The 17,908-nt window shown below is 74.4% G+C and carries 16 protein-coding genes; 7 read left to right on the forward strand and 9 right to left on the reverse strand.

The genetic code is table 11. The features are described from left to right. Positions 1 to 10: 10 nt before the first annotated feature. A complete protein-coding gene (locus ACN27B_RS01660; RefSeq protein WP_422743174.1) occupies positions 11 to 2,098 on the reverse strand; it encodes a DUF1800 domain-containing protein in 2,088 nt (695 codons plus the stop codon). 573 nt (positions 2,099 to 2,671) lie between these two features. Here ACN27B_RS01660 and ACN27B_RS01665 point away from each other — a divergent pair. Next, complete coding sequence (locus tag ACN27B_RS01665) at positions 2,672 to 2,929, forward strand: DUF3040 domain-containing protein (protein WP_091572710.1); 258 nt, start codon at positions 2,672 to 2,674, stop codon at positions 2,927 to 2,929. 51 nt (positions 2,930 to 2,980) lie between these two features. On the opposite strand, the gene ACN27B_RS01670 is transcribed toward ACN27B_RS01665, so the two are convergent. Next, positions 2,981 to 3,988: an SWIM zinc finger family protein gene (locus ACN27B_RS01670; protein WP_422743176.1), complete on the reverse strand. Its 1,008-nt coding sequence runs from the start codon at positions 3,986 to 3,988 to the stop codon at positions 2,981 to 2,983. Then, a complete protein-coding gene (locus ACN27B_RS01675; RefSeq protein WP_422743178.1) occupies positions 3,985 to 7,245 on the reverse strand; it encodes an SNF2-related protein in 3,261 nt (1,086 codons plus the stop codon). The genes ACN27B_RS01670 and ACN27B_RS01675 overlap by 4 nt, the downstream gene beginning before the upstream one ends. Before the next feature lie 65 nt (positions 7,246 to 7,310). Here ACN27B_RS01675 and ACN27B_RS01680 point away from each other — a divergent pair, with 65 nt between their 5' ends. Next, positions 7,311 to 8,171, forward strand: a complete 861-nt coding sequence (locus ACN27B_RS01680) for a carbohydrate kinase family protein (protein ID WP_422743180.1) — start codon at positions 7,311 to 7,313, stop codon at positions 8,169 to 8,171. Between the two features lie 3 nt (positions 8,172 to 8,174). Here the strand turns inward: ACN27B_RS01680 and ACN27B_RS01685 are convergent, their stop codons facing one another. Beyond that, positions 8,175 to 8,696 carry a DinB family protein gene (locus ACN27B_RS01685; RefSeq protein ID WP_098746787.1) on the reverse strand — a complete coding sequence of 174 codons (522 nt, stop codon included), beginning with the start codon at positions 8,694 to 8,696 and terminating at the stop codon, positions 8,175 to 8,177. An 83-nt stretch (positions 8,697 to 8,779) separates the two neighbouring features. Between ACN27B_RS01685 and ACN27B_RS01690 the strand changes: the two genes are divergently transcribed. Further along, positions 8,780 to 8,986: a hypothetical protein gene (locus ACN27B_RS01690; protein ID WP_099164155.1), complete on the forward strand. Its 207-nt coding sequence runs from the start codon at positions 8,780 to 8,782 to the stop codon at positions 8,984 to 8,986. Between the two features lie 10 nt (positions 8,987 to 8,996). Here the strand turns inward: ACN27B_RS01690 and ACN27B_RS01695 are convergent, their stop codons facing one another. Further along, the gene (locus ACN27B_RS01695; protein WP_099164154.1) at positions 8,997 to 10,142 is read right to left on the reverse strand and encodes a polysaccharide pyruvyl transferase family protein; all 1,146 of its coding nucleotides are present in this window, start codon (positions 10,140 to 10,142) and stop codon (positions 8,997 to 8,999) included. A gap of 92 nt (positions 10,143 to 10,234) precedes the next feature. Continuing rightward, positions 10,235 to 10,813: a TetR/AcrR family transcriptional regulator gene (locus ACN27B_RS01700; RefSeq protein ID WP_099164153.1), complete on the reverse strand. Its 579-nt coding sequence runs from the start codon at positions 10,811 to 10,813 to the stop codon at positions 10,235 to 10,237. 64 nt (positions 10,814 to 10,877) lie between these two features. Between ACN27B_RS01700 and ACN27B_RS01705 the strand changes: the two genes are divergently transcribed. The 4 genes from ACN27B_RS01705 to ACN27B_RS01720 all read left to right on the forward strand — a co-directional run bounded on the left by ACN27B_RS01705 (position 10,878) and on the right by ACN27B_RS01720 (position 14,634). After that, positions 10,878 to 11,474, forward strand: a complete 597-nt coding sequence (locus ACN27B_RS01705; protein ID WP_172967947.1) for a dihydrofolate reductase family protein — start codon at positions 10,878 to 10,880, stop codon at positions 11,472 to 11,474. A gap of 123 nt (positions 11,475 to 11,597) precedes the next feature. Beyond that, complete coding sequence (locus tag ACN27B_RS01710) at positions 11,598 to 12,545, forward strand: phosphotransferase (protein WP_099164151.1); 948 nt, start codon at positions 11,598 to 11,600, stop codon at positions 12,543 to 12,545. 108 nt (positions 12,546 to 12,653) lie between these two features. Further along, on the forward strand, positions 12,654 to 13,133 hold the full coding sequence (locus tag ACN27B_RS01715; RefSeq protein ID WP_422743184.1) for a MarR family winged helix-turn-helix transcriptional regulator: 480 nt from the start codon (positions 12,654 to 12,656) through the stop codon (positions 13,131 to 13,133). A gap of 73 nt (positions 13,134 to 13,206) precedes the next feature. Then, positions 13,207 to 14,634, forward strand: a complete 1,428-nt coding sequence (locus ACN27B_RS01720; RefSeq protein ID WP_422743186.1) for an MFS transporter — start codon at positions 13,207 to 13,209, stop codon at positions 14,632 to 14,634. Between the two features lie 23 nt (positions 14,635 to 14,657). Here the strand turns inward: ACN27B_RS01720 and ACN27B_RS01725 are convergent, their stop codons facing one another. The 3 genes from ACN27B_RS01725 to ACN27B_RS01735 all read right to left on the reverse strand — a co-directional run bounded on the left by ACN27B_RS01725 (position 14,658) and on the right by ACN27B_RS01735 (position 17,842). Then, positions 14,658 to 15,455, reverse strand: a complete 798-nt coding sequence (locus ACN27B_RS01725; RefSeq protein ID WP_099164148.1) for an alpha/beta fold hydrolase — start codon at positions 15,453 to 15,455, stop codon at positions 14,658 to 14,660. An 82-nt stretch (positions 15,456 to 15,537) separates the two neighbouring features. Then, complete coding sequence (locus ACN27B_RS01730) at positions 15,538 to 17,028, reverse strand: NCS2 family permease (protein ID WP_422743188.1); 1,491 nt, start codon at positions 17,026 to 17,028, stop codon at positions 15,538 to 15,540. 229 nt (positions 17,029 to 17,257) lie between these two features. After that, positions 17,258 to 17,842, reverse strand: coding sequence for a helix-turn-helix domain-containing protein (locus tag ACN27B_RS01735; protein ID WP_099164146.1), 585 nt, complete (start codon positions 17,840 to 17,842; stop codon positions 17,258 to 17,260). Between the last annotated feature and the right edge of the window lie 66 nt (positions 17,843 to 17,908).

A 17,908-nucleotide genomic window follows, 5' to 3' on the forward strand; every position in this document is an offset into this window, starting at 1 on the left:
ATCGAATGCCTCACCGGAGGTGGTGCTGGGGGGACGCGAGGATCGTCCGCGCGACCGCGGCGATGGCCCCGTTGAAGGTGGCGTCGACCTTGGTGCTCTCGGTGACCCCGGCCACGGCGAGCACGAGCTTCTTCTCCTTGGCGCTCAGCTTCTGGTGCACGAGCTTCTGCGCCAGCGCGTCCACGTACGCCCCGGCGGTCGCCGGCGGCTTCGCCACCAGCTTCTCCGGCTTGACGTAGGTGAACTGCTTGCGCCAGCCACCGAGCAGGTCGCCGGCCTCGTTCCAGCCGTCGATCATGGTGCCGGCCGAGGTCCACGCCAGGTAGACGTCGGCGTAGCCGTCGGGGGTGGGCTTGCCCATCGGGTACTGGCCCAGCTCACGCATCTTGTCCTGGATCTGCCGCAGGCCCTGAGCGAACGGCGTACGCCGCTTGTCGCCCTCGAACCCGGCGGTCGCGTCCGGGCCCACGCCCAGCGACCGGTACGTGGCGACCAGGTACTCCATCGGCCGGCGCACCTTCTGGCCGACGGCGGCCCAGAACTCCGACGAGCTGAACAGCGTCGCCAGCACCGGGCGGATGTTGCCCTTGTTGGTGGTGTACGCCTTCGCCAGCCGGTCCACGATCGACTTCGGCGGGGTGTCGGAGACGAACCGGGTGGCCAGGTTCTGGGCCACGTACTTCGCGGTCGACGGGTGCAGCGCGATGTACCGGATGTACGAGTCGATCACCTTGTCGGCGACCTTCGGGTCGCTCGAGTTGTTGGCGTGGCTGAACCCGAGGATCTTCACCTTGCCGACGTAGTGCCGGTCGGCGAAGAACATGTACTTGCCGTCGGCGACGCCGCGCCCGGTCTGCAGCATCGCGGCCTGCCGCACGTCCTTCTCGGTGTAGCCGCCGTCGACGCCGACCGAGTACAGCTCCAGGTTCTCCCGGGCCAGGTTCTCGTTGATCGCGTCCTTGCGCGAGTCGACCTGGTTCAGGTAGAGCAGCAGCGCCGGGTGCTTGTTCGCGGCGACCAGCATGTCCGGGTAGCTGCCCAGCGCGTGCTTGCGGATGACGTCGCGGTCGAACGCGTTGCGGTAGTTCTCGCCGCCGTCGAAGTCGGCCGCCACGTGCAGGAAGTCGTTCCAGAAGTCGACCATCACCTCGAAGAGCTGGCGGTCGGACCAGATCTGCCGGGCGATGGTGGCGTCCACCGTCTCCCGGGCCGGGTCGACGCCGCGCTCGTTGAGCTGCTCGCGCTGGTCCCGCAGCTGGGTCGGGCTCAGCTTGAGCGAGGGCAGCTCGGCCAGCTTCAGCTCGCCCTTGGTCGGGGCGATCTTCTCCGGCTCCAACTGCTGGCGCAGCCAGTCGTCGATGCCGAGCCGCTTGATGTCGGCGATCACCTTGGGCGTCGGACCGAAGGTGGTCCGGCGGGCCAGGTGGGTGATCGGGTCCTTGGCGAGCACCGTCTTCACGGTCACCTCGGTCGCCTCGGCGGCGGCCGCCGGGCTGCCGAACAGGCGGCCACCGGCCGGGGCGTTGCGCTTGAGCGCCGCACCGGCCCGCGAGCCCATGTAGCTCTCGTTCTGCTCGGTGTAGGTCCGCACGGTGCTGGGCTGCTGGCCGCTGGGCCGGGCCGTGGTGCCGTCGGTGGTCACCGTGCCGGTGGCGTCACCCGCCGCCTCGTCGGTGAACAGGCCACGGATCTGCGGGGACAGGGCCAGGGCGGCGCCGCCGGCGACCACCGCCGCGCCGCCCAGGGTCGCCAGGGCGCGGCGCCGGCCGCTTCGCGGCGCGTCCGCACCGTCGTCGTCCAGGCTGGGCAGTCCCGGTCCGGGCGGCGGGCCGTACCCGCCGGCGGGCTGGGCGTAGCCGCCGGGCGCGGGCTGGGCGTAACCGCCGGCGGCGGGCTGGGCGTAGCCGCCGGTCGCGTGGCCGGCGGGGGCGAAGCCGTTCGGCCCGACCCACTGCGGGCCCGCGCCGGACTGCGGGGCGGGGTGCCCGCCGGCGTACGGCGCGGCGGAGTCTCGGTACCCGTCCGGATGGGGGTGCTGGTATCCGTCCCAGCCGCGGTCGTCCCGGGGTCGACGCGGTGGCACGTTCAGGTCGGCCATGTACCTATCCCGTTTTCTTCGAGCGCCGGCACGCCGGCCACCCGGGGGTTGGGTGGCGGAGGGGCGGCGACGGTTGCCGGAGAGTTGCTACGGGAAAGTAGCCAGCGCTCCCCGGCCGCTCAAGGCGCGCCGAAAGCGCCCGAGCGCGCACTTAAGACGGTGCTCAGGCCGTCTGCACGGGGCCGGGCACCGGAAAGCCGACCGCCGACCGTCCGGAGCAGGGGCTACCCGGGCACCGACCGCCCGGACGTGACGTTTCGACCCGCCGTGACGCTGCCGGCCGCGTTCACCACCTCACGCAAACTTAAGGTAGGGATAAGCCTGCGCTGAGGTCCCGGACATCCGGACTGCTGGACAGCCGGACGACGATTCCTGGGCGATATACCGCCTGGTCATGTTTATGACTCAGCGGTATATCGCACTCCGCGGCGTCGTCGTCCGGCCGCGACCGGCCACCGGGCCGTGTGTGCACTCGTGTCCGGCTCGTCGAAACAGCAGCAGCGGCGGCGCGTGACCGCCCTTCGATCCGGGTATGCCGCCGAACCGCTGAAGCCGTGAGGGGAAGGCACCGCCATGCTCAGCCAAGAGGATCAGCGCAGGTTCGAACAGATCACCCGCCAGCTGCGGGAGAGCGATCCGCGGTTCTTCGCCCGGTTGGACAACCGGGTCAAGGGCCGCCGGGGCCGGTACATGATGCTGCTGACGATCGTGCTGTGGGCCTCGCTGCCGGCGATGACCGTGCTGGCCGGGAGGTTGGCCGGTGCGATCTGCGCGGTGGTGCTGGTCGCCAACGCCGCCCTGATGTGGCGGTTCCGCCGCCGCCTGCTGTGAGCGTAAGGAAGGGCCCCCGCTTAACGCCTCCGGTAGAGGAGGGGCCCCCGCTTAACGCTCCGACGCGGCTTCGCCGCGACCGAACTCCCTGGGCGACGCGGCTTCGCCGCGACCGAACTCCCTGGGGGACGCGGCTTCGCCGCGACCGAACTCCCGGTACGCACGCCGCAGCCGTTCGGCCAGGCCCGGCCCGCCGATCCCGGCGCCCGGCGGGCCGAGCTGGCGCAGCAGCAGCTCCGGCCCGGTGGCCAGGGTGGGCGGTTGGTCCGGCAACGGTGTCGGCGACAGCCAGAACCGGGCCAGTTCCTCGTCCGGCTCGACGGCCGGCAGCCCGGCCATCGCGCGGGCGGCTCCGAGGACCGGCACCGCGCCACCGACGTCCGGCGTGCCGGCGTCCGGCATGAGGGCGTCCGGCGTGCCGGCGTCCGACGGGGTGTCGGCGGGGTGCGCCCCGCGCAGCGACCGCAGCCGGTCGAGCAGGTCGGCCCGGGGCCGGCCGCGCCAGTGCAGCAGCTGGAACGGGTCCGCGTCGAACGCCTCGGCCAGCAGGTAGAACGTGGCCGCCAGGTGCTTGCACGGCACCGCGAAGTCGGGGCAGCCGCAGCGCTGCGCCAACTCGCCCACCCGCTCGGGGAACAACGGCGCGCCCGCCTCGGCGAACACCCCCTCCAACTCGCCCGGCAGGTCGCCGGCGAGAAGGCGGGCGCTGAAGAACGCCTGCCCGGCCAGCTCCGCCTCGATCCGCCGCCACACCTCCTCCGGATGGGCGGCCAGCCCGATCCGCACCGGGTACGGCGTCGGCCGGGACCCCTGCACCTCGGCGGTGACCTCGCCGGGTGAGACGTCCAGCCGGAGCACCTGCCCCCGGCGTGCGTACGCCCGGCCCCGGGTGAGCCGGGAGCCGAGCGCGAACGACTCCAGCACCTCCAGGAAGCGGCGCGACCACCAGGACTGCCCGATCGCGCCCCGGGTGCTGCGGGCCCGCAGGCCGCCCTCGACCCGCAGCGGCGGCCCGTACTCGTCGAACCGGCGGGCCGGCCGGTCGTCCGGTGTGGTCACTCGACCACCGCCCCGGACTCCAACGTGAACAGCTCCCGCAGCGTCGCGGTGGACAGCTCGGTGACCCACTGCTCCCCGCTGCCCACCACCGACCGCGCCAGGCTGCGCTTGTCGGCGATCATCGCGGCCACCTTCTCCTCCACCGTGCCGGCGCAGACGAACTTGCGGACCTGGACGCGGCGGCGCTGTCCGATGCGGAACGCCCGGTCGGTGGCCTGGTCCTCGACCGCCGGGTTCCACCACCGGTCCACGTGCACCACGTGGTTGGCGGCGGTCAGCGTCAGGCCGGTGCCGCCGGCCTTGAGGGAGAGCACGAACAGCGGTGGCCCGTCCGGGGACTGGAACCGGGTCACCATGGCGTCCCGTTCGGCCTTGCCGACGCCGCCGTGCAGCAGCAGCACCTCCCTGCCGGTACGCGCCGACAGGTGCCCGCGCAGCATGCCGCCGAACTCGGCGTACTGGGTGAACAGCAGCGCCTTCTCCCCCGCCCCGAGCACCTCGTCGACGATCTCGTCGAGGCGTTCCAGCTTGCCGGAGCGGCCGACCAGCGCGGACCCGTCGTGCAGCAGCTGGGCGGGATGGTTGCAGACCTGCTTGAGCCGGGTCATGGTGGCCAGCACCAGACCCCGGCGCTCGATCCCGTCGCTGGACTCGATCTTCGCCATCATGTCGTCGACCACGGCCCGGTAGAGGGCGGCCTGCTCGGCGGTGAGGTTGCAGACCACCTCCATCTCCAGCTTCTCCGGCAGGTCCGTGATGATCGACGGGTCGGTCTTGAGCCGGCGCAGCACGAACGGGCCGGTGATCCGGCGCAGTCGCTCGGCCACCTCGGCGTCGCCGTGCCGCTCGATCGGCTCGGCGAAGCGCTTGCGGAACGTCGCCGCCGGGCCGAGCAGCCCCGGATTCGCGAACTGCATGATGGACCAGAGGTCGGCGAGCCGGTTCTCCACCGGCGTGCCGGTGACCGCGACCCGGTGCCGCGCGGGCAGCGACCGGACAGCCTCGGCCTGCCGGGTCGCGGCGTTCTTGATCGCCTGCGCCTCGTCCACCACCACCCGGTGCCAGTCGACGCCGGCCAGCTCGAACGCGTCCCGGGCGGCCGCCGAGTACGTGGTGAGCACCAGGTCCGACTCCCGCACGGCGGCGGCGAAGCCGTCGCCCCGGGCACGTTCGGCGCCGTGGTGCACGTGCACCCGCAGCCCGGGCGCGAACTTCGCCGCCTCCCGCTGCCAGTTGCCGACCAGCGACATCGGACAGACCAGCAGCGTAGGCCCGGCCTCCGGCGGGTCGCCGGCGAGCAGCGCGAGCAGCTGCACGGTCTTGCCCAGGCCCATGTCGTCGGCGAGGATCCCGCCGAGCCCGAGCGACTGGAGGAAGGCCAGCCAGGCCAGCCCGCGCCGCTGGTACGGCCGCAGCGTCCCGGCGAAGCCCGGCGGCGGGTCGGCCGGGGTGAGCCGCCGCTCCGCCTCGCCGGCCAGCAGCTCGCCCAGCGCCCCGTCGGCGACCACGTCGAGCACCGGCAGCTCACCGGCCCGGTCGTCGCCGGAGAGCCCCATTCGCAGCAGGTCCGCCACGGTCAGCTCGCCGGAGGAACGGAGCAGCCGGAGCCCGGCCTCCAGGCGCTGCGCGTCCAACTCGACCCACCGGCCGCGCAGCCGGACCAGCGGCGACTTCAGGTCGGCCAGCGAGGCCAGTTCCTCGGCGGTCAACGGCTGGTCGCCGAGCGCCAGCTCCCAGCGGTAGTCGACGAGCGCGTCCAGCCCGAGGCCGCCGGCGGTGGTGGCCACCGCGCCGGGAGCGGTGCGGCTGCGCGCCCGCAGCCGCGCGCCGAGCCGGGACGAGGAACGCCGCCACCAGGACGGCAGCAGCACCCCGAAACCGGCCGCGTGCAGCACCGGCGCGCCCTCGCGCAGGAACCGGTGCGCGCCCTCGGCGTCCAGCTCCATTCCCTCGGGGGCGGCGGAGCGCAGCGCGGCCTCCAGCTCCGGCCAGAGGCGGCTGGCCCGGCCCAGCTCGGCCAGCAGCGTCTCCTGCGGGTCCACGCCCCGTGCGGCGAGCGCGGGCGCGGGTCGCTGCCAGATGTGCCCGGCGTCGACCACCAGCCCCGGCTCGTCGGCCGGGTGCAGGCCGAACTCCACCCGCCAGGTGGCACCCTCGACCAGTTCGGCGACCGGATCGACGGCCGGTTCGACGAGGCGGAACGTGCCCCGTACCGCGCCGCCGGCGGCGTCGCGCTGCCACGCGTCCAGCTCGGCCCGCAGGGTCTCCAGCGCGGCCGGCTCGGCGGGAAAGGCGCGCTGCGGGCCGGTGAGCGCGGCCAGCCAGCGCGGCACCGGCCCGCCGGGGCGCATCGCCCGGTGCAGCCGGGTGTCGGCCAGGGCCACCCGGGCGGCGGCGTCGACCAGGGCGTCCAGCGCCTCCGCGACCAGCTCCCCCGGTCCCGCGCCGGCTGCGGTGGGCGCGCCTGTCGTCACCGGGGCGACCACGGGCGCACCCGCGGCCTCCGGCTGCCACTCGCGGGCCGCCCGCGCCGCCGGGGGCAGGGCCAGTGCCAGGTCGCGGGCCCACGCCGCGTCGGTGCCGGTGAGCAGCGGCCGCCAGACCGCGAGCGCGGTCGCCACGTCGGTCTCGGCCACCACCCGCAGCCCTCGCCCGCCCCCGGTCCGGGCCGCCGCCGACGGCTGCCGTCCGGGCGCCGACCCGTCCGGGCCCGCGAGCGCCGTCGACAGCGGCCCGCCGGGAACCGCGCCGCCCGGCCCGTCGGCCCGTCGGCCGGACGCCGGCCGCCCACCCCCGGGGTACGCGTCGACGACGCCGGGCAGCACCCGACCCCGCGTCACCAGGTCGGCGGCGAAGTCGGCCAGCTCACCCAGGTGGCGCAGGCTCGCCCCGACCGGGTGCGGCCACCCCGCGCGCAGCAGCGCGAACGCGTCGTCCGGGGCGTACGCCAGGGCGGGCACCCGCCAGCCGGCGCGGGTGACCGGACCGCGGCCCGGGTCCTCGACGGCGGCCCGGACCAGCTCGGGCGAGTCGACCGGCGAGCCGGCGCGGGTGGGCAGGCCGAGCAGGACGGAGACCGGCTCGCCCGGCGGCCCGTCGAGCGCGGCGGCGAGCGTGGCGTGGTCGGCGGCGAACGGGTGCGGTCGTTCGCGCGGCACGCGGCCGGGTCGGCGGGGCGCCCGGGCCGGCAGCGTGCCGTCCTCGGCCCACAGGGCGAGCCCGGCACCGGGCAGCCACAGCCCGTGGATGACCAGCACGTGCTTTCCCCCTCGACGACGCCCGGGGCCAGGATAGGCGGCCGGTCGGCGTTATCGTCGGCGCCATGGTCGACCTCCTCGTGATCGGCGGGCTCGGCGTGGACGTCCGCGCCCGGGTGCCCGCCCTGCCGCTGCCCGCCGCCGACTCGCTGACCGTGCCCCCGGTCGAGCTGCGGATCGGCAACACCGGCGCCGGGGTGGCCCTGGCCGCGCACGCGCTCGGTCTCCGGGTGACGCTCGTCGACGTGCTGGGCACCGACCCGGCCGGCGACGTGGTCCGGGCGGCGCTGGCCCGTACCTCGGTGCGGACCGTGCTGGTCGACGCGCCCGCCGGCACCCGCCGTTCGGTGAACCTGGTCGACCCGGCGGGCCGGCGGATGTCGCTCTACGACCCGCGGCCCTGGTCCGGTCCGGCGCCGTTCCCGCAGGCGGAGCTGGCGGCGCTGGTCGTCGGCGCGGCCCACGTACACGTGTCGATCATGGACTGGGCCCGGGACGCGCTGCCGGTGCTGCGCGCCGCCACCTCCCTCTCCACCGACCTGCACGACTGGGACGGCGACAACGACTACCACCGGCCCTTCGCCGAGGCCGCCGACCTGGTCTTCGTCAGCGACGTCAAGCTGGGCGAGCGGGCCGGCAAGGAGGCGGCCGCGCTGGCGCCGCGCACGGTCCTGGTCACCGGTGGCTCCGCCGGCGCGACGCTGTACGCCCCGGACGCCCCGCCGGCACACGTGCCCGCGGCCGAGCCGCCGGCGCCGGTGGTGGACACCAACGGCGCCGGAGACGCCTTCGCCGCCGGCCTGATCGCGGCCCGGCTGCGCGGCGCCGCCCCGCTCGACGCGGCCCGCTACGCCGCCCGGGTGGCCGCCGCGGCGTGCACGCACGACGGGATGGAGTATCCGGACGGGTTGCTCCCGAGGCGCTGAGCCTCAGATCGCGCCGGTCTCGCCGTCGGTCAGCTCGCGCAGGATGTCGGCGTGGCCGGCGTGCCGGGCGGTCTCCTCGATCAGGTGGACCAGCACCCAGCGCAGCGACACCTCGCCGAGCTGCGGGTGCGGCACCACGTGGTCGAGGTCGAACCGGGCGGCGATGGCCCGGGACCGGTCGCAGGCCGCCTCGTAGGCCACGGTGAGCGCCTCGACCGTGTCGGCCGGGCCGAGCGTGAAGCTGGCGTCGGCCTCCTCCTGCGAGGTCAGGTAGACGTCGCCCGGCTCGGGGGCGAACAACCGGCCGAACCAGTTGCCCTCGACCAGGGTCAGGTGCTTGAGCAGCCCGGCCAGGGTGGTCAGCGAGGGCACCAGGCGCCGGCGGGCGTCGGCGTCGGCGAGGCCGCGTGCCTTGCGCAGCACGGTGGCGCGGTGGAAGTCGAGGAACGCGTCGAGGATCGCCCGTTCGTCGCCCGTGCGGGCGAGGACCGGACCGAGTGCCGGGTCGATCGTCGAGTTCGCCATTCCCGGACCCTAGTCGCCACCGTGGCCCGCCCGCTGCCCCGTGATCCGCTGCGCGTCCCGGCCGGCCGGGGCAGGATGGGCGCATGGCTTCCTCGGTGCACATCCCCCTGGTGGGCGGCACGGCCGACGGCGAGACCGTCACGGTCGAGCTGGACAGCAACGGCCGCCCGCCGCTGACCCACCACCACCTCGGGCCGGGCGGGTTGGCGGAGGCGCAGATCTACGAGCTGGAGTCGGGTGACCGGCCGGACCACGAGTGGGTCTACACCTGGCGCGGCCCGGCGGTCTGACCGGACCCGGTCAGACCGCGGGGGTCAACGCCCGGGCCCGGATGCTGTCCAGCACGCTGCGGGTCACCTGCGAGGTGCCCCGCGCCTGGTCGCACACCTCGGCCACCCGCCGGGCGGTCTCGTCGGCCCGGGCCGCCCGCTCGTCCCACAGCCGGTCCACCTCGGCCAGCAACGGGCCCTCCACCTCCCGCTCCACGCCACGCAGCGCCGGCACGCCGAGCCGCTGGGCCAGGTCGAAGACCTTGCCGGCGTACGGCAGCGGCAGGAACGGCGTGTTCATCATGGCGGCGAAGATCAGGAAGTGCAGCCGCATGCCGACCGCCAGGTCGAAGTGGCGCATCAGGCCGAGGATCTGCGCCGGCCGGTAGTCGCCGTGCAGGATCCGGCCCCGGTCGGCGGCGATCATGTGCGACAGCACCCCGTGCGAGTGCCGGATGTCGTCGCGCTCCATCGGCACGAAGAGCACGTACGCGTCGATCCGGTGCACCAGGAAGTCGCCGATCTGGGCGAGCAGCCGGTGGTAGCCGTCGACGTCGAGCCGTTCCGCGGCGCGCCCCGGTTCCCGCACGCTCAGGCCGACGAGCCGGGAACCGGCCGGCACGCCCTCCTCGCGCAGCCACTGCGCCGGGAACTCCTCGGGTTCCAGCAGGAACGCCGGGTCGGCGGTCACGGTGATCGGGTTGACCAGGCCGGCCTCCTCCAGCACCATCCGCGACTCCTGGTCGCGGACGGTCACCTCGACCGCCTGCGCCAGCGTCTCGCGCACCATGCCGGTGTCCATGCCGTCGGTGAGCGGGCCGACGCCGACCGCGTAGGTGAGCAGGGGCAGCCCGCGTTCCTGGGCGACCCGGACCACCCGCAGGTAGCGCCGGGCCTCCTTGTCGTAGAGGATGCCACCGCCGCCCAGGATGAGCAGGTCGAGCTGGTTGAGCACCTGGGAGGAGTCGACCCGGCTGACGCCCTCCCACGGCACCGCCTCGACGTCGGGGTGCGCCAGCGCGGTGTGCGCCGGGTTGCGGGAGAAGACGATGATCCGCGCGTTCGGCTCGTGCTGGCGCAGGTCGGCCAGGAGACCCGTGAGGATCGCCTCGTCGCCGAGGTTGCGACCGCCGTACGAACCGAGCACGCCGATGGTCAGTCCGGTGCGATCCGGCATCCGTTGCTCCTTCCCGGGGAACGTCCCGGCCCGCGTTCCCGCTGGCCGGGCCGGCATAACTTGCCGGGTCGGCGCTGGGCCGGCGACGGCGCTCAGTCGGGTGCGGCTCCCACCAGACGGGAGACGAGGGTGGAGACCACCTGGTCGGGGTCGAATCCGGCGTCGATCGAGGTGGTGAGCAGGTCGAGCAGGAGCCCGTCGACGGCGTAGTGCAGCAGCGCGATCTCGTACGCCCCGCCGGGCAGGCCGGCGGCGACGTGGAAGGCGACGTCGTCGGCGTACCCCCGGCGGAGCACGCCGCCGAGCGCGGCCCGCAGCTCGGGCCGGCGGGCCGCCTCCAGCCGCAGTTCGATCAGGGCCCGGGTGAGGTCGGGCTCGCGGGTGGTGCGCGCGACGATGTCGCGCAGGTAGTCGGTCATCAGCGCGAGCGACGGCTCCCGGCGCCCCAGGTCGGCCAGCACCGCCGGGTCGGGCGCGATCCGGTCGAAGATCCGTTCGGCCAGGCCGGCGAGCAGCGCCGCCCGGGACGGGAAGTAGTTGGAGGTCGTGCCGGTGGGCACGCCCGCCTCGGCGTCGACCGCCCGGTGGGTCAGTCCGCGCGCGCCGGCGGCGGCGAGGACCGTCAGGCCGGCGTCGGCGAGCTGGGTACGGCGTTGCGGGTTCCTGGCCACGCGAAGACAGTAGCAACAACCACGACAGGTGTTGTACATTCGTCGCCGAACCACGACAGCCGTCGTGGAATCCCCGGACATCGGAGTCGGTTTGCGTAAGCTCGTGTACTTCGTCGCCAGCACCCTCGACGGCTTCATCGCCGCCCCCGACGGGTCCTTCGACTTCCTTCCGCTGGAGCCCGACGTCGCTCCCTACCTGGTCTCCGAGTGGCCGCAGACGCTGCCCACGTTCGCCCACGCCCAGCTCGGCGTGGACTCGCCGCCCGCCGGCCGCTTCGACACCGTCCTGATGGGACGCGCGACCTACGAGCCCGGCCTGACGCTCGGCTTCCCCAGCCCCTACGACCACCTGACGCAGTACGTCTTCAGCCGCTCCCTCGCCCCGGCCGACCATCCGGACGTGCGGATCGTCGCCGGTGACCCGGTGCCGTTCGTCCGCGAGCTGAAGGCGCGGCCCGGGGCCGACATCTGGCTCTGCGGCGGCGGGCAGCTCGCCGGCCAACTCCTGGACGAGGTCGACGAGCTGGTGGTCAAGCTCAACCCGGTCGTCGTCGGCAGCGGCATCCCGCTGGTCGACCGGGGCTTCGACCCGCGCCGGTTCACGCTCACTTCCACGCGCCCCTTCGACAGCGGCGTGGTGGTGCTGCGCTACACGCGGTAAGGAGGGGCCCCTTGTTAACGCATCCGGTAGAGGAGGGGCCCCTTCTTAACAGGGGGTGTTAAGAAGGGGCCCCTCCTTGCAATCCGGTTGCCGCGGCGGGCGGCGACACGTCACCGTGGGGCGGTGACCGGCCCGAGCAAGACCCGACTCCACTGGCGCGAACTCCCGGCCCACGTCCGCACAGCGATCGAGGCCATTCTCGACGACCGGGTGGTGGCGGCGGAGTCGCAGCCGGGCGGCTTCTCCCCCGGCACCGCCGACCGCATCCGCACCGCGCGCGGCGGCCGGGCCTTCGTCAAGGCGGTCAGCCCGGCGCAGAACGACCGCAGCCCCGACATGCACCGCGCCGAGGCCCGGATCGCCGCCGCCCTGCCCGCCGACGCGCCGACACCCCGCCTGCTCGGCAGCCACGACGACGGTGACTGGATCGCGCTGGTCTTCGCCGACGTCGAGGGCCGGCACCCGGTCACCCCGTGGGACGCCGGCGAGCTGGACGCCGCGCTGTCCACGCTGGAGGCGATGGCCGTGGCGCTCACCCCGGCCCCCGCCGCCGCGACCGCCACCGCCACCGAGCGGCTCGTGACCGACTTCGGCGGCTGGCGGCGGATCGCCGAGGACCCGCCCGCCGACCTGGATCCGTGGGCCCGGGCCCACCTGTCCGACCTGTGCGCCGCCGCCGACCACGGCCTCACCGCGCTGACCGGCGACACGCTCTGCCACCTCGACGTACGCGCCGACAACCTGCTGCTCGGCCCGGACGGCACGGTGACGGTCGTCGACTGGCCCTGGGCCTGTCGCGGCCCGGCCTGGCTGGACACCCTGCTCACCGTGGTCAACGTCCAGGTGTACGGCGGGCACGACCCGGACGAGCTGCTGGCCACCCGCCCGCTGACCGCGCACGTCGACCCGACCGACCTGACCGGCGTCCTGGCCGGGCTCACCGGGTTCTTCCTCGACGGCGCCCGTCAACCGCCGCCGCCCGGCATCCCGACCGTCCGGGCGTTCCAGCGGTTGCAGGGCGACGCGCTGCTGCCCTGGCTGGCCCGCCGGCTGGACGGGCCGGCGCGCTGACGCGGGCCGCGCCGTCCACCGGCTGCCACACGACTCCGCCGGCCCCCACCACGGGCGCGCCGTTCCGTGCCGGATCATCCGGCACGGAACCGTCGGTACGCTGGTGTCATGACCGCCATGGGCCCGACGCGTACCACCCCGGACCTGTCCTTCCTGCTCGACCACACCAGCCACGTGCTGCGCACCCGGATGGCCGCGGCCCTGGCCGAGATCGGGTTGACCGCCCGGATGCACTGCGTGCTGGTGCACGCGCTGCCCGAGGAGCGCACCCAGATCCAGCTCGCCGAGATCGGCGACATGGACAAGACCACCATGGTGGTGACGGTGGACGCGCTGGAGCAGGCCGGGCTGGCCGTCCGCCGCCCGTCGAGCACCGACCGGCGGGCGCGGATCATCGCGGTGACCGAGGAGGGCGCCCGGGTGGCCGAGCGCAGTCAGGAGATCGTCGACCGGGTGCACGCCGAGGCGTTGGCCAGCCTGCCCGACGACGAGCGGGAGGTCCTCGTCCGCGCGCTGGAGAGCCTGGCCGCCGACCACCTGGCCACCCCGGCGCAGAATCCCCGACCGGTACGCCGCGCACGCCAGTAGTTCTTTAAAAGATTGTCTGTAACGGAACTATCCGTTACGGTCCTCCTGTCGCCCCTTCCGACAGGAGGACCCCATGTCTCGCGGCCTCGCCCTCGGCGTGCTCGCCACCGGCGCTCTGATGACCATCCTCGACGGCAGCATCGTCACCATCGCGATGCCTGCCATCCAGCGCGACCTGGACTTCACCCCGACGAGCCTCAGCTGGGTGGTCAACGCCTACCTGATCGCGTTCGGCAGTCTGCTCCTGCTCGCCGGCCGCCTCGGTGACCTGCTCGGCCGCCGCGCGATGTTCCTGGCCGGCACCGCGCTGTTCACCGCGGCCTCGGCGCTGGCCGGCGTGGCCGGCTCCCCCGCCGTGCTGGTCGCCGCCCGGTTCCTGCAGGGCGTCGGCAGCGCGGCGGCGACCGCGGTGAGCCTCGGCATCCTGGTCACGCTCTTCCCCGGCACCGCCGAGCGGGCCCGGGCGATCGCCCTGTTCAGCTTCACCGGCGCCGCCGGCGCGGCCATCGGTCAGGTCGCCGGCGGCCTGATCACCGACGCGTTCGGCTGGCACTGGATCTTCCTGATCAACCTGCCGATCGGCCTGGTCACGATCGCGCTCGCCGCCCGCACGCTGCCGGCCGACCGAGGCATCGGGCTCACCGCCGGCGCCGACGTGGCCGGCGCGCTGCTGGTCACCGCCGGCCTGGTGACCGGCATCTACGCGGTGGTCACGATCGAGCGGTACGGGGCGACGTCCGCCCGCACCCTCGGCCTGGGCGCCCTCGCGGTCGCCCTGCTCGCCGGCTTCGTGCTGCGGCAGGCGACCGCGCGCCGGCCGCTGATGCCGCTGCGGATCCTCCGCTCCCGCGGCGTCGCCGTGGCGAACGTGGTCCAGGTCCTCACCGTCGCCGCGACGTTCGCGTTCCAGGTCCTGGTCACGCTCTACCTCCAGCAGGTGCTCGGCTACGACGCCACCCGCACCGGGCTGGCCCTGCTGCCGGCGGCGGTGACGATCGGCGCGGTGTCGCTCGGCGTCTCCGCCCGGCTCAACGGGCGCTTCGGCGAGCGGGCCGTGCTGGTGGCCGGGCTCGTCCTGCTCGTCGCCATGTTCGCGCTGCTGGCCCGGGTGCCGGCGGACGGGAGTTACCTCGTCGACGTGCTGCCGGTGATGCTGCTCGCCGCCGGGTTCGGTCTGGTGCTGCCGGCGCTGACCGCGCTGGGCATGTCGGCCGCCCGCGCCGAGGACGCCGGTCTGGCCTCCGGGCTGTTCAACACCACCCAGCAGCTCGGCATGGCGCTCGGCGTCGCGGTGCTGTCCACCCTGGCCGCCGCCCGCACCACCGACCGGGTCGCGCACGGCGACGACCGGGTCACCGCGCTGACCAGCGGCTTCCACCTCGCGTTCGCGGTCGGCGCCGGGCTCGTCGTGGTCGCCGTCGTCCTCGCGTACGCGCTGCTGCGCCCGCGGGTGACGGCGGGCGCAGCCCCGGCGGAGAACGCGGACGCGCTCGCCGCCTGACCCGCCCCGGCGTGCCGCGCCGCTCAGCCGGGGGCACGGACGGTGTGGGTGAGGAAGGGCAGCACCGCCGCCGGCAGTGCCGGCGACGCGACCACCTCCCGGTGGGTGAGCCCGGGCAGCACGGCCAGCCGGGACGCGGGACGCTCGGATCCGTCGCCGCCCGGGTCGCGGTGCCCGCCGCCGAGCAGGCCGTAGAACTCGGCCACGTGGCTCGTGGGGATCGCGTCGGCGTCGGCGAAGACCAGCAGCACCGGCATCGGCAGCGCGGCCACCTCGGCCGACCAGTCGTAGTCGCGGCGCAGCAGGTCGCCGCTCTTGGCCCAGAGCGTGGGCCAGTCCTGCGGTCGGGGCGCGACCCGCGCGTACCGCTCGTACGCCGGGGTGCCGCGCATGCGCTCGGCGGCCCGCTCGTCGTGGGCGGACATGGCGGCCAGCGCCTCCGGGTACCAGCCGCGCCGCCGGCACGGCGCGGAGACCACGACCAGGCGGCGGACCAGGGTGGGGTGCTGGATCGCGGTGCGCAGCGCCACTCCGCCGCCGAGCGAGTAGCCGAGCAGGTCGACGGCGGGCAGGTCGAGCCGGCGCAGCAGGGCGGCCAGGTCGTCGGCCATCGACTCGTGGCGCAGCGGCCGGTCCGCGTCGGGGGTCCGGCCGTGCCCCTGGAGGTCGACCGCGATCAGCCGCCGGCGCGCGGCCAACGCGGGCCGGACCGGCGCGAACGTCTCGGTCGAGCCGTAGCCGCCGTGCAGGAGCACCAGCGGCCGGCCGGCGCCGTGCACCTCGTACCAGACCTGCCGCCCGCCCACGTCCGCATAACCCACCGGCTGATCGTGCCGCCGCGGGGCCGCGCTCCGGGTGCGTTTGCGGTCGCCGGGACGACCGGAAACGCACCCGACGGCGCGGTCAGCTGACGCCGGTGACGGCCTTGACCAGGTTGATGCCGAAGTAGATCACGAACGCCACGGCGACCGCCCAGAGCAGCGGGTGGATCTCGCGGGCCCGGCCCTGCGCCACCCGGATCGCCACCCAGCTGACGAAGCCGGCGCCGATGCCGTTGGTGATCGAGTAGGTGAACGGCATCAGCGTCATGGTGAGGAACGCCGGCACGGCGACGCCGAGGTCGGTGAAGTCGATGTCCTTGACCTGGCGGATCATCAGCGCGCCGACCACCACCAGCGCCGGGCCGGCGGCCTCGCTGGGCACCAGCGACACCAGCGGGGTGAGCAGCAGCGCGCCGAGGAAGAGCACGCCGGTGACCACGCTGGTCAGGCCGGTGCGGCCGCCGTCGGCGATGCCGGAGGACGACTCCACGTACGTGGTGGCCGACGACGCGCTGCCGGCGCCACCGGCGACGGCGGCGACCCCGTCGACGAAGAGCACCTTGCCCAGGCGGGGCATGTCGGTGCCGTCCTCGGTGGCGAGGTTCGCCTGCTTGGCGAGCCCGACCGTGGTGCCCATGACGTCGAAGAAGTCGGCCAGCACCAGCGTGAAGACCAGCAGCAGCGCGGTCATCAGGCCGACGTTGGCGAACGCGCCGAACGAGACGTTGCCGAGCAGGTGCAGGTCGGGCTTCTGGATCAGCGGGTCGGGCAGGGTCGGCACGTTGAGCCGCCAGCCCTCCGGGTTGGGCTTGCCGTCGACGAACGCCGGTCCCGGCTTGGCCAGCGCGTTCACGATCACCGCGACCACCGTGGTGACCACGATGCCGACCAGCACGCCGGCCTTGACCTTGCGGGCGACCAGGATGCCGGTGACCAGCAGGCCGACCAGGAAGACCACGGTGGTCCAGCCGCGCAGCGTGCCGTCGCCGCCGAGCTGCACCGGAACCGTGGTGCCGGCCGCGTCCGGCACGCGCCGGACCAGGCCGCCGTCGACGAACCCGATCATGGCGATGAACAGGCCGATGCCGGCGGCGATGGCGGCCTTCAGCTCGGCCGGGATGGCCCGGAAGACGGCCTTGCGGAAGCCGGTGAGCACCAGCACGGTGATGATCAGGCCCTCGACGACCACCAGGCCCATCGCCTCGGCCCAGGACATCTGCGAGGCCACCGCGTACGCCACGAACGCGTTCAGCCCGAGGCCGGTGGCGACGGCGAACGGCACCCGGCCGACGACGCCCATCATGATCGTCATGACGGCGGCCACCAGGGCGGTGACGCCGGCGACCGGGGCGATGCCGAGCAGGTTGCCGTCGGCGTCCGGCGCGGTGCCGATGATCAGGGGGTTGAGCACCACGATGTACGCCATCGTGGCGAACGTCGTGAGCCCGGCGAGCACCTCACGCCGCACGGTCGAGCCGCGGTGGGTGATCTCGAAGTATCGGTCGAGGCGACCCCGCGGGGCGGGTTCGGTCGGCTCCACCGGGGCAGCATGATCCTGCGTCGTCACGCTCATGGCGTGGCTTACTCCGTTCCGGGTTGGCCCGCCGGTCGTGCCGGACGGGCGGTGGGGGTGCAGCCGTCCCGGTGCGGTTGGCCCGGAGAACGTCGGGACGGCTGGGCTCCACGGACGCCGTGAAGCACTACGAAGCCGCGTCCCGGGTCCCGGGAGCGACTTCGCGCCGCCACCCTAACCGCCGGGTAACCCCGGTCGACCTGCTGCTGAGCGCGCGGCGTGGGCAGGATCACTCGCGGGCACGGGGACGGGCGCGCAGGTGGGCGCGCTCACCCTGGCTGCCGAAGAGGCTGAGGAACTCCACACCCTCGGCGTCGGCGCGACCGAACCAGTGCGGCACCCGGGTGTCGAACTCGGCCGCCTCACCCGGTTCGAGCACCAGGTCGTGCTCGCCTAGCACCAGGCGCAGCCGCCCGTTGAGGACGTAGACCCACTCGTACCCCTCGTGGGTCTTCGGCTCGGGCACGGCCCGGCCGCCGGCCGGGATGATCAGCTTGTACGCCTGGATACCGCCGGGCCGGCGGGTGAGCGGCAGCATGGTCATCCCGAACGCGGCGACCGGCCGCAGGTGGATGCGCGGGTCGCCGGTGGGCGGCGCGTCGACCAGCTCGTCGAGGGTGACGCCGTGCGCCCGGGCGAGCGGGAGCAGCAGCTCCAGTGTGGGCCGGCGGCCACCGGACTCCAGCCGGGACAGGGTGCTCACCGAGATGCCGGTGGCGGCGGAGAGGTCGGCGAGCGTGGTCTCCCGCTCGCGGCGCAACGCGCGCAACCGGGGGCCGACCGCGTCGAGCGCGCCGTTGAGGTCGTCGTCCATTCCGCCAGTTTGCCAGATCGGCAACGGAGTTTGCAGATTTGGCGGCGACGGCCGCAGGCTGGTCGC

The organism is Micromonospora sp. WMMD754 (genome assembly GCF_049315235.1).
GTDB lineage: Bacteria > Actinomycetota > Actinomycetes > Mycobacteriales > Micromonosporaceae > Micromonospora > Micromonospora sediminicola.

Coding starts and splice junctions, on each gene's coding strand:
- ACN27B_RS01660 (WP_422743174.1), bottom strand. CDS start 2,098: ATGGCCGACCTGAACGTGCCACCGCGTCGACCCCGGGACGACCGCGGC.
- ACN27B_RS01665 (WP_091572710.1), top strand. CDS start 2,672: ATGCTCAGCCAAGAGGATCAGCGCAGGTTCGAACAGATCACCCGCCAG.
- ACN27B_RS01680 (WP_422743180.1), top strand. CDS start 7,311: ATGGTCGACCTCCTCGTGATCGGCGGGCTCGGCGTGGACGTCCGCGCC.
- ACN27B_RS01685 (WP_098746787.1), bottom strand. CDS start 8,696: ATGGCGAACTCGACGATCGACCCGGCACTCGGTCCGGTCCTCGCCCGC.
- ACN27B_RS01690 (WP_099164155.1), top strand. CDS start 8,780: ATGGCTTCCTCGGTGCACATCCCCCTGGTGGGCGGCACGGCCGACGGC.
- ACN27B_RS01695 (WP_099164154.1), bottom strand. CDS start 10,142: ATGCCGGATCGCACCGGACTGACCATCGGCGTGCTCGGTTCGTACGGC.
- ACN27B_RS01715 (WP_422743184.1), top strand. CDS start 12,654: ATGACCGCCATGGGCCCGACGCGTACCACCCCGGACCTGTCCTTCCTG.
- ACN27B_RS01720 (WP_422743186.1), top strand. CDS start 13,207: ATGTCTCGCGGCCTCGCCCTCGGCGTGCTCGCCACCGGCGCTCTGATG.
- ACN27B_RS01730 (WP_422743188.1), bottom strand. CDS start 17,028: ATGAGCGTGACGACGCAGGATCATGCTGCCCCGGTGGAGCCGACCGAA.
- ACN27B_RS01735 (WP_099164146.1), bottom strand. CDS start 17,842: ATGGACGACGACCTCAACGGCGCGCTCGACGCGGTCGGCCCCCGGTTG.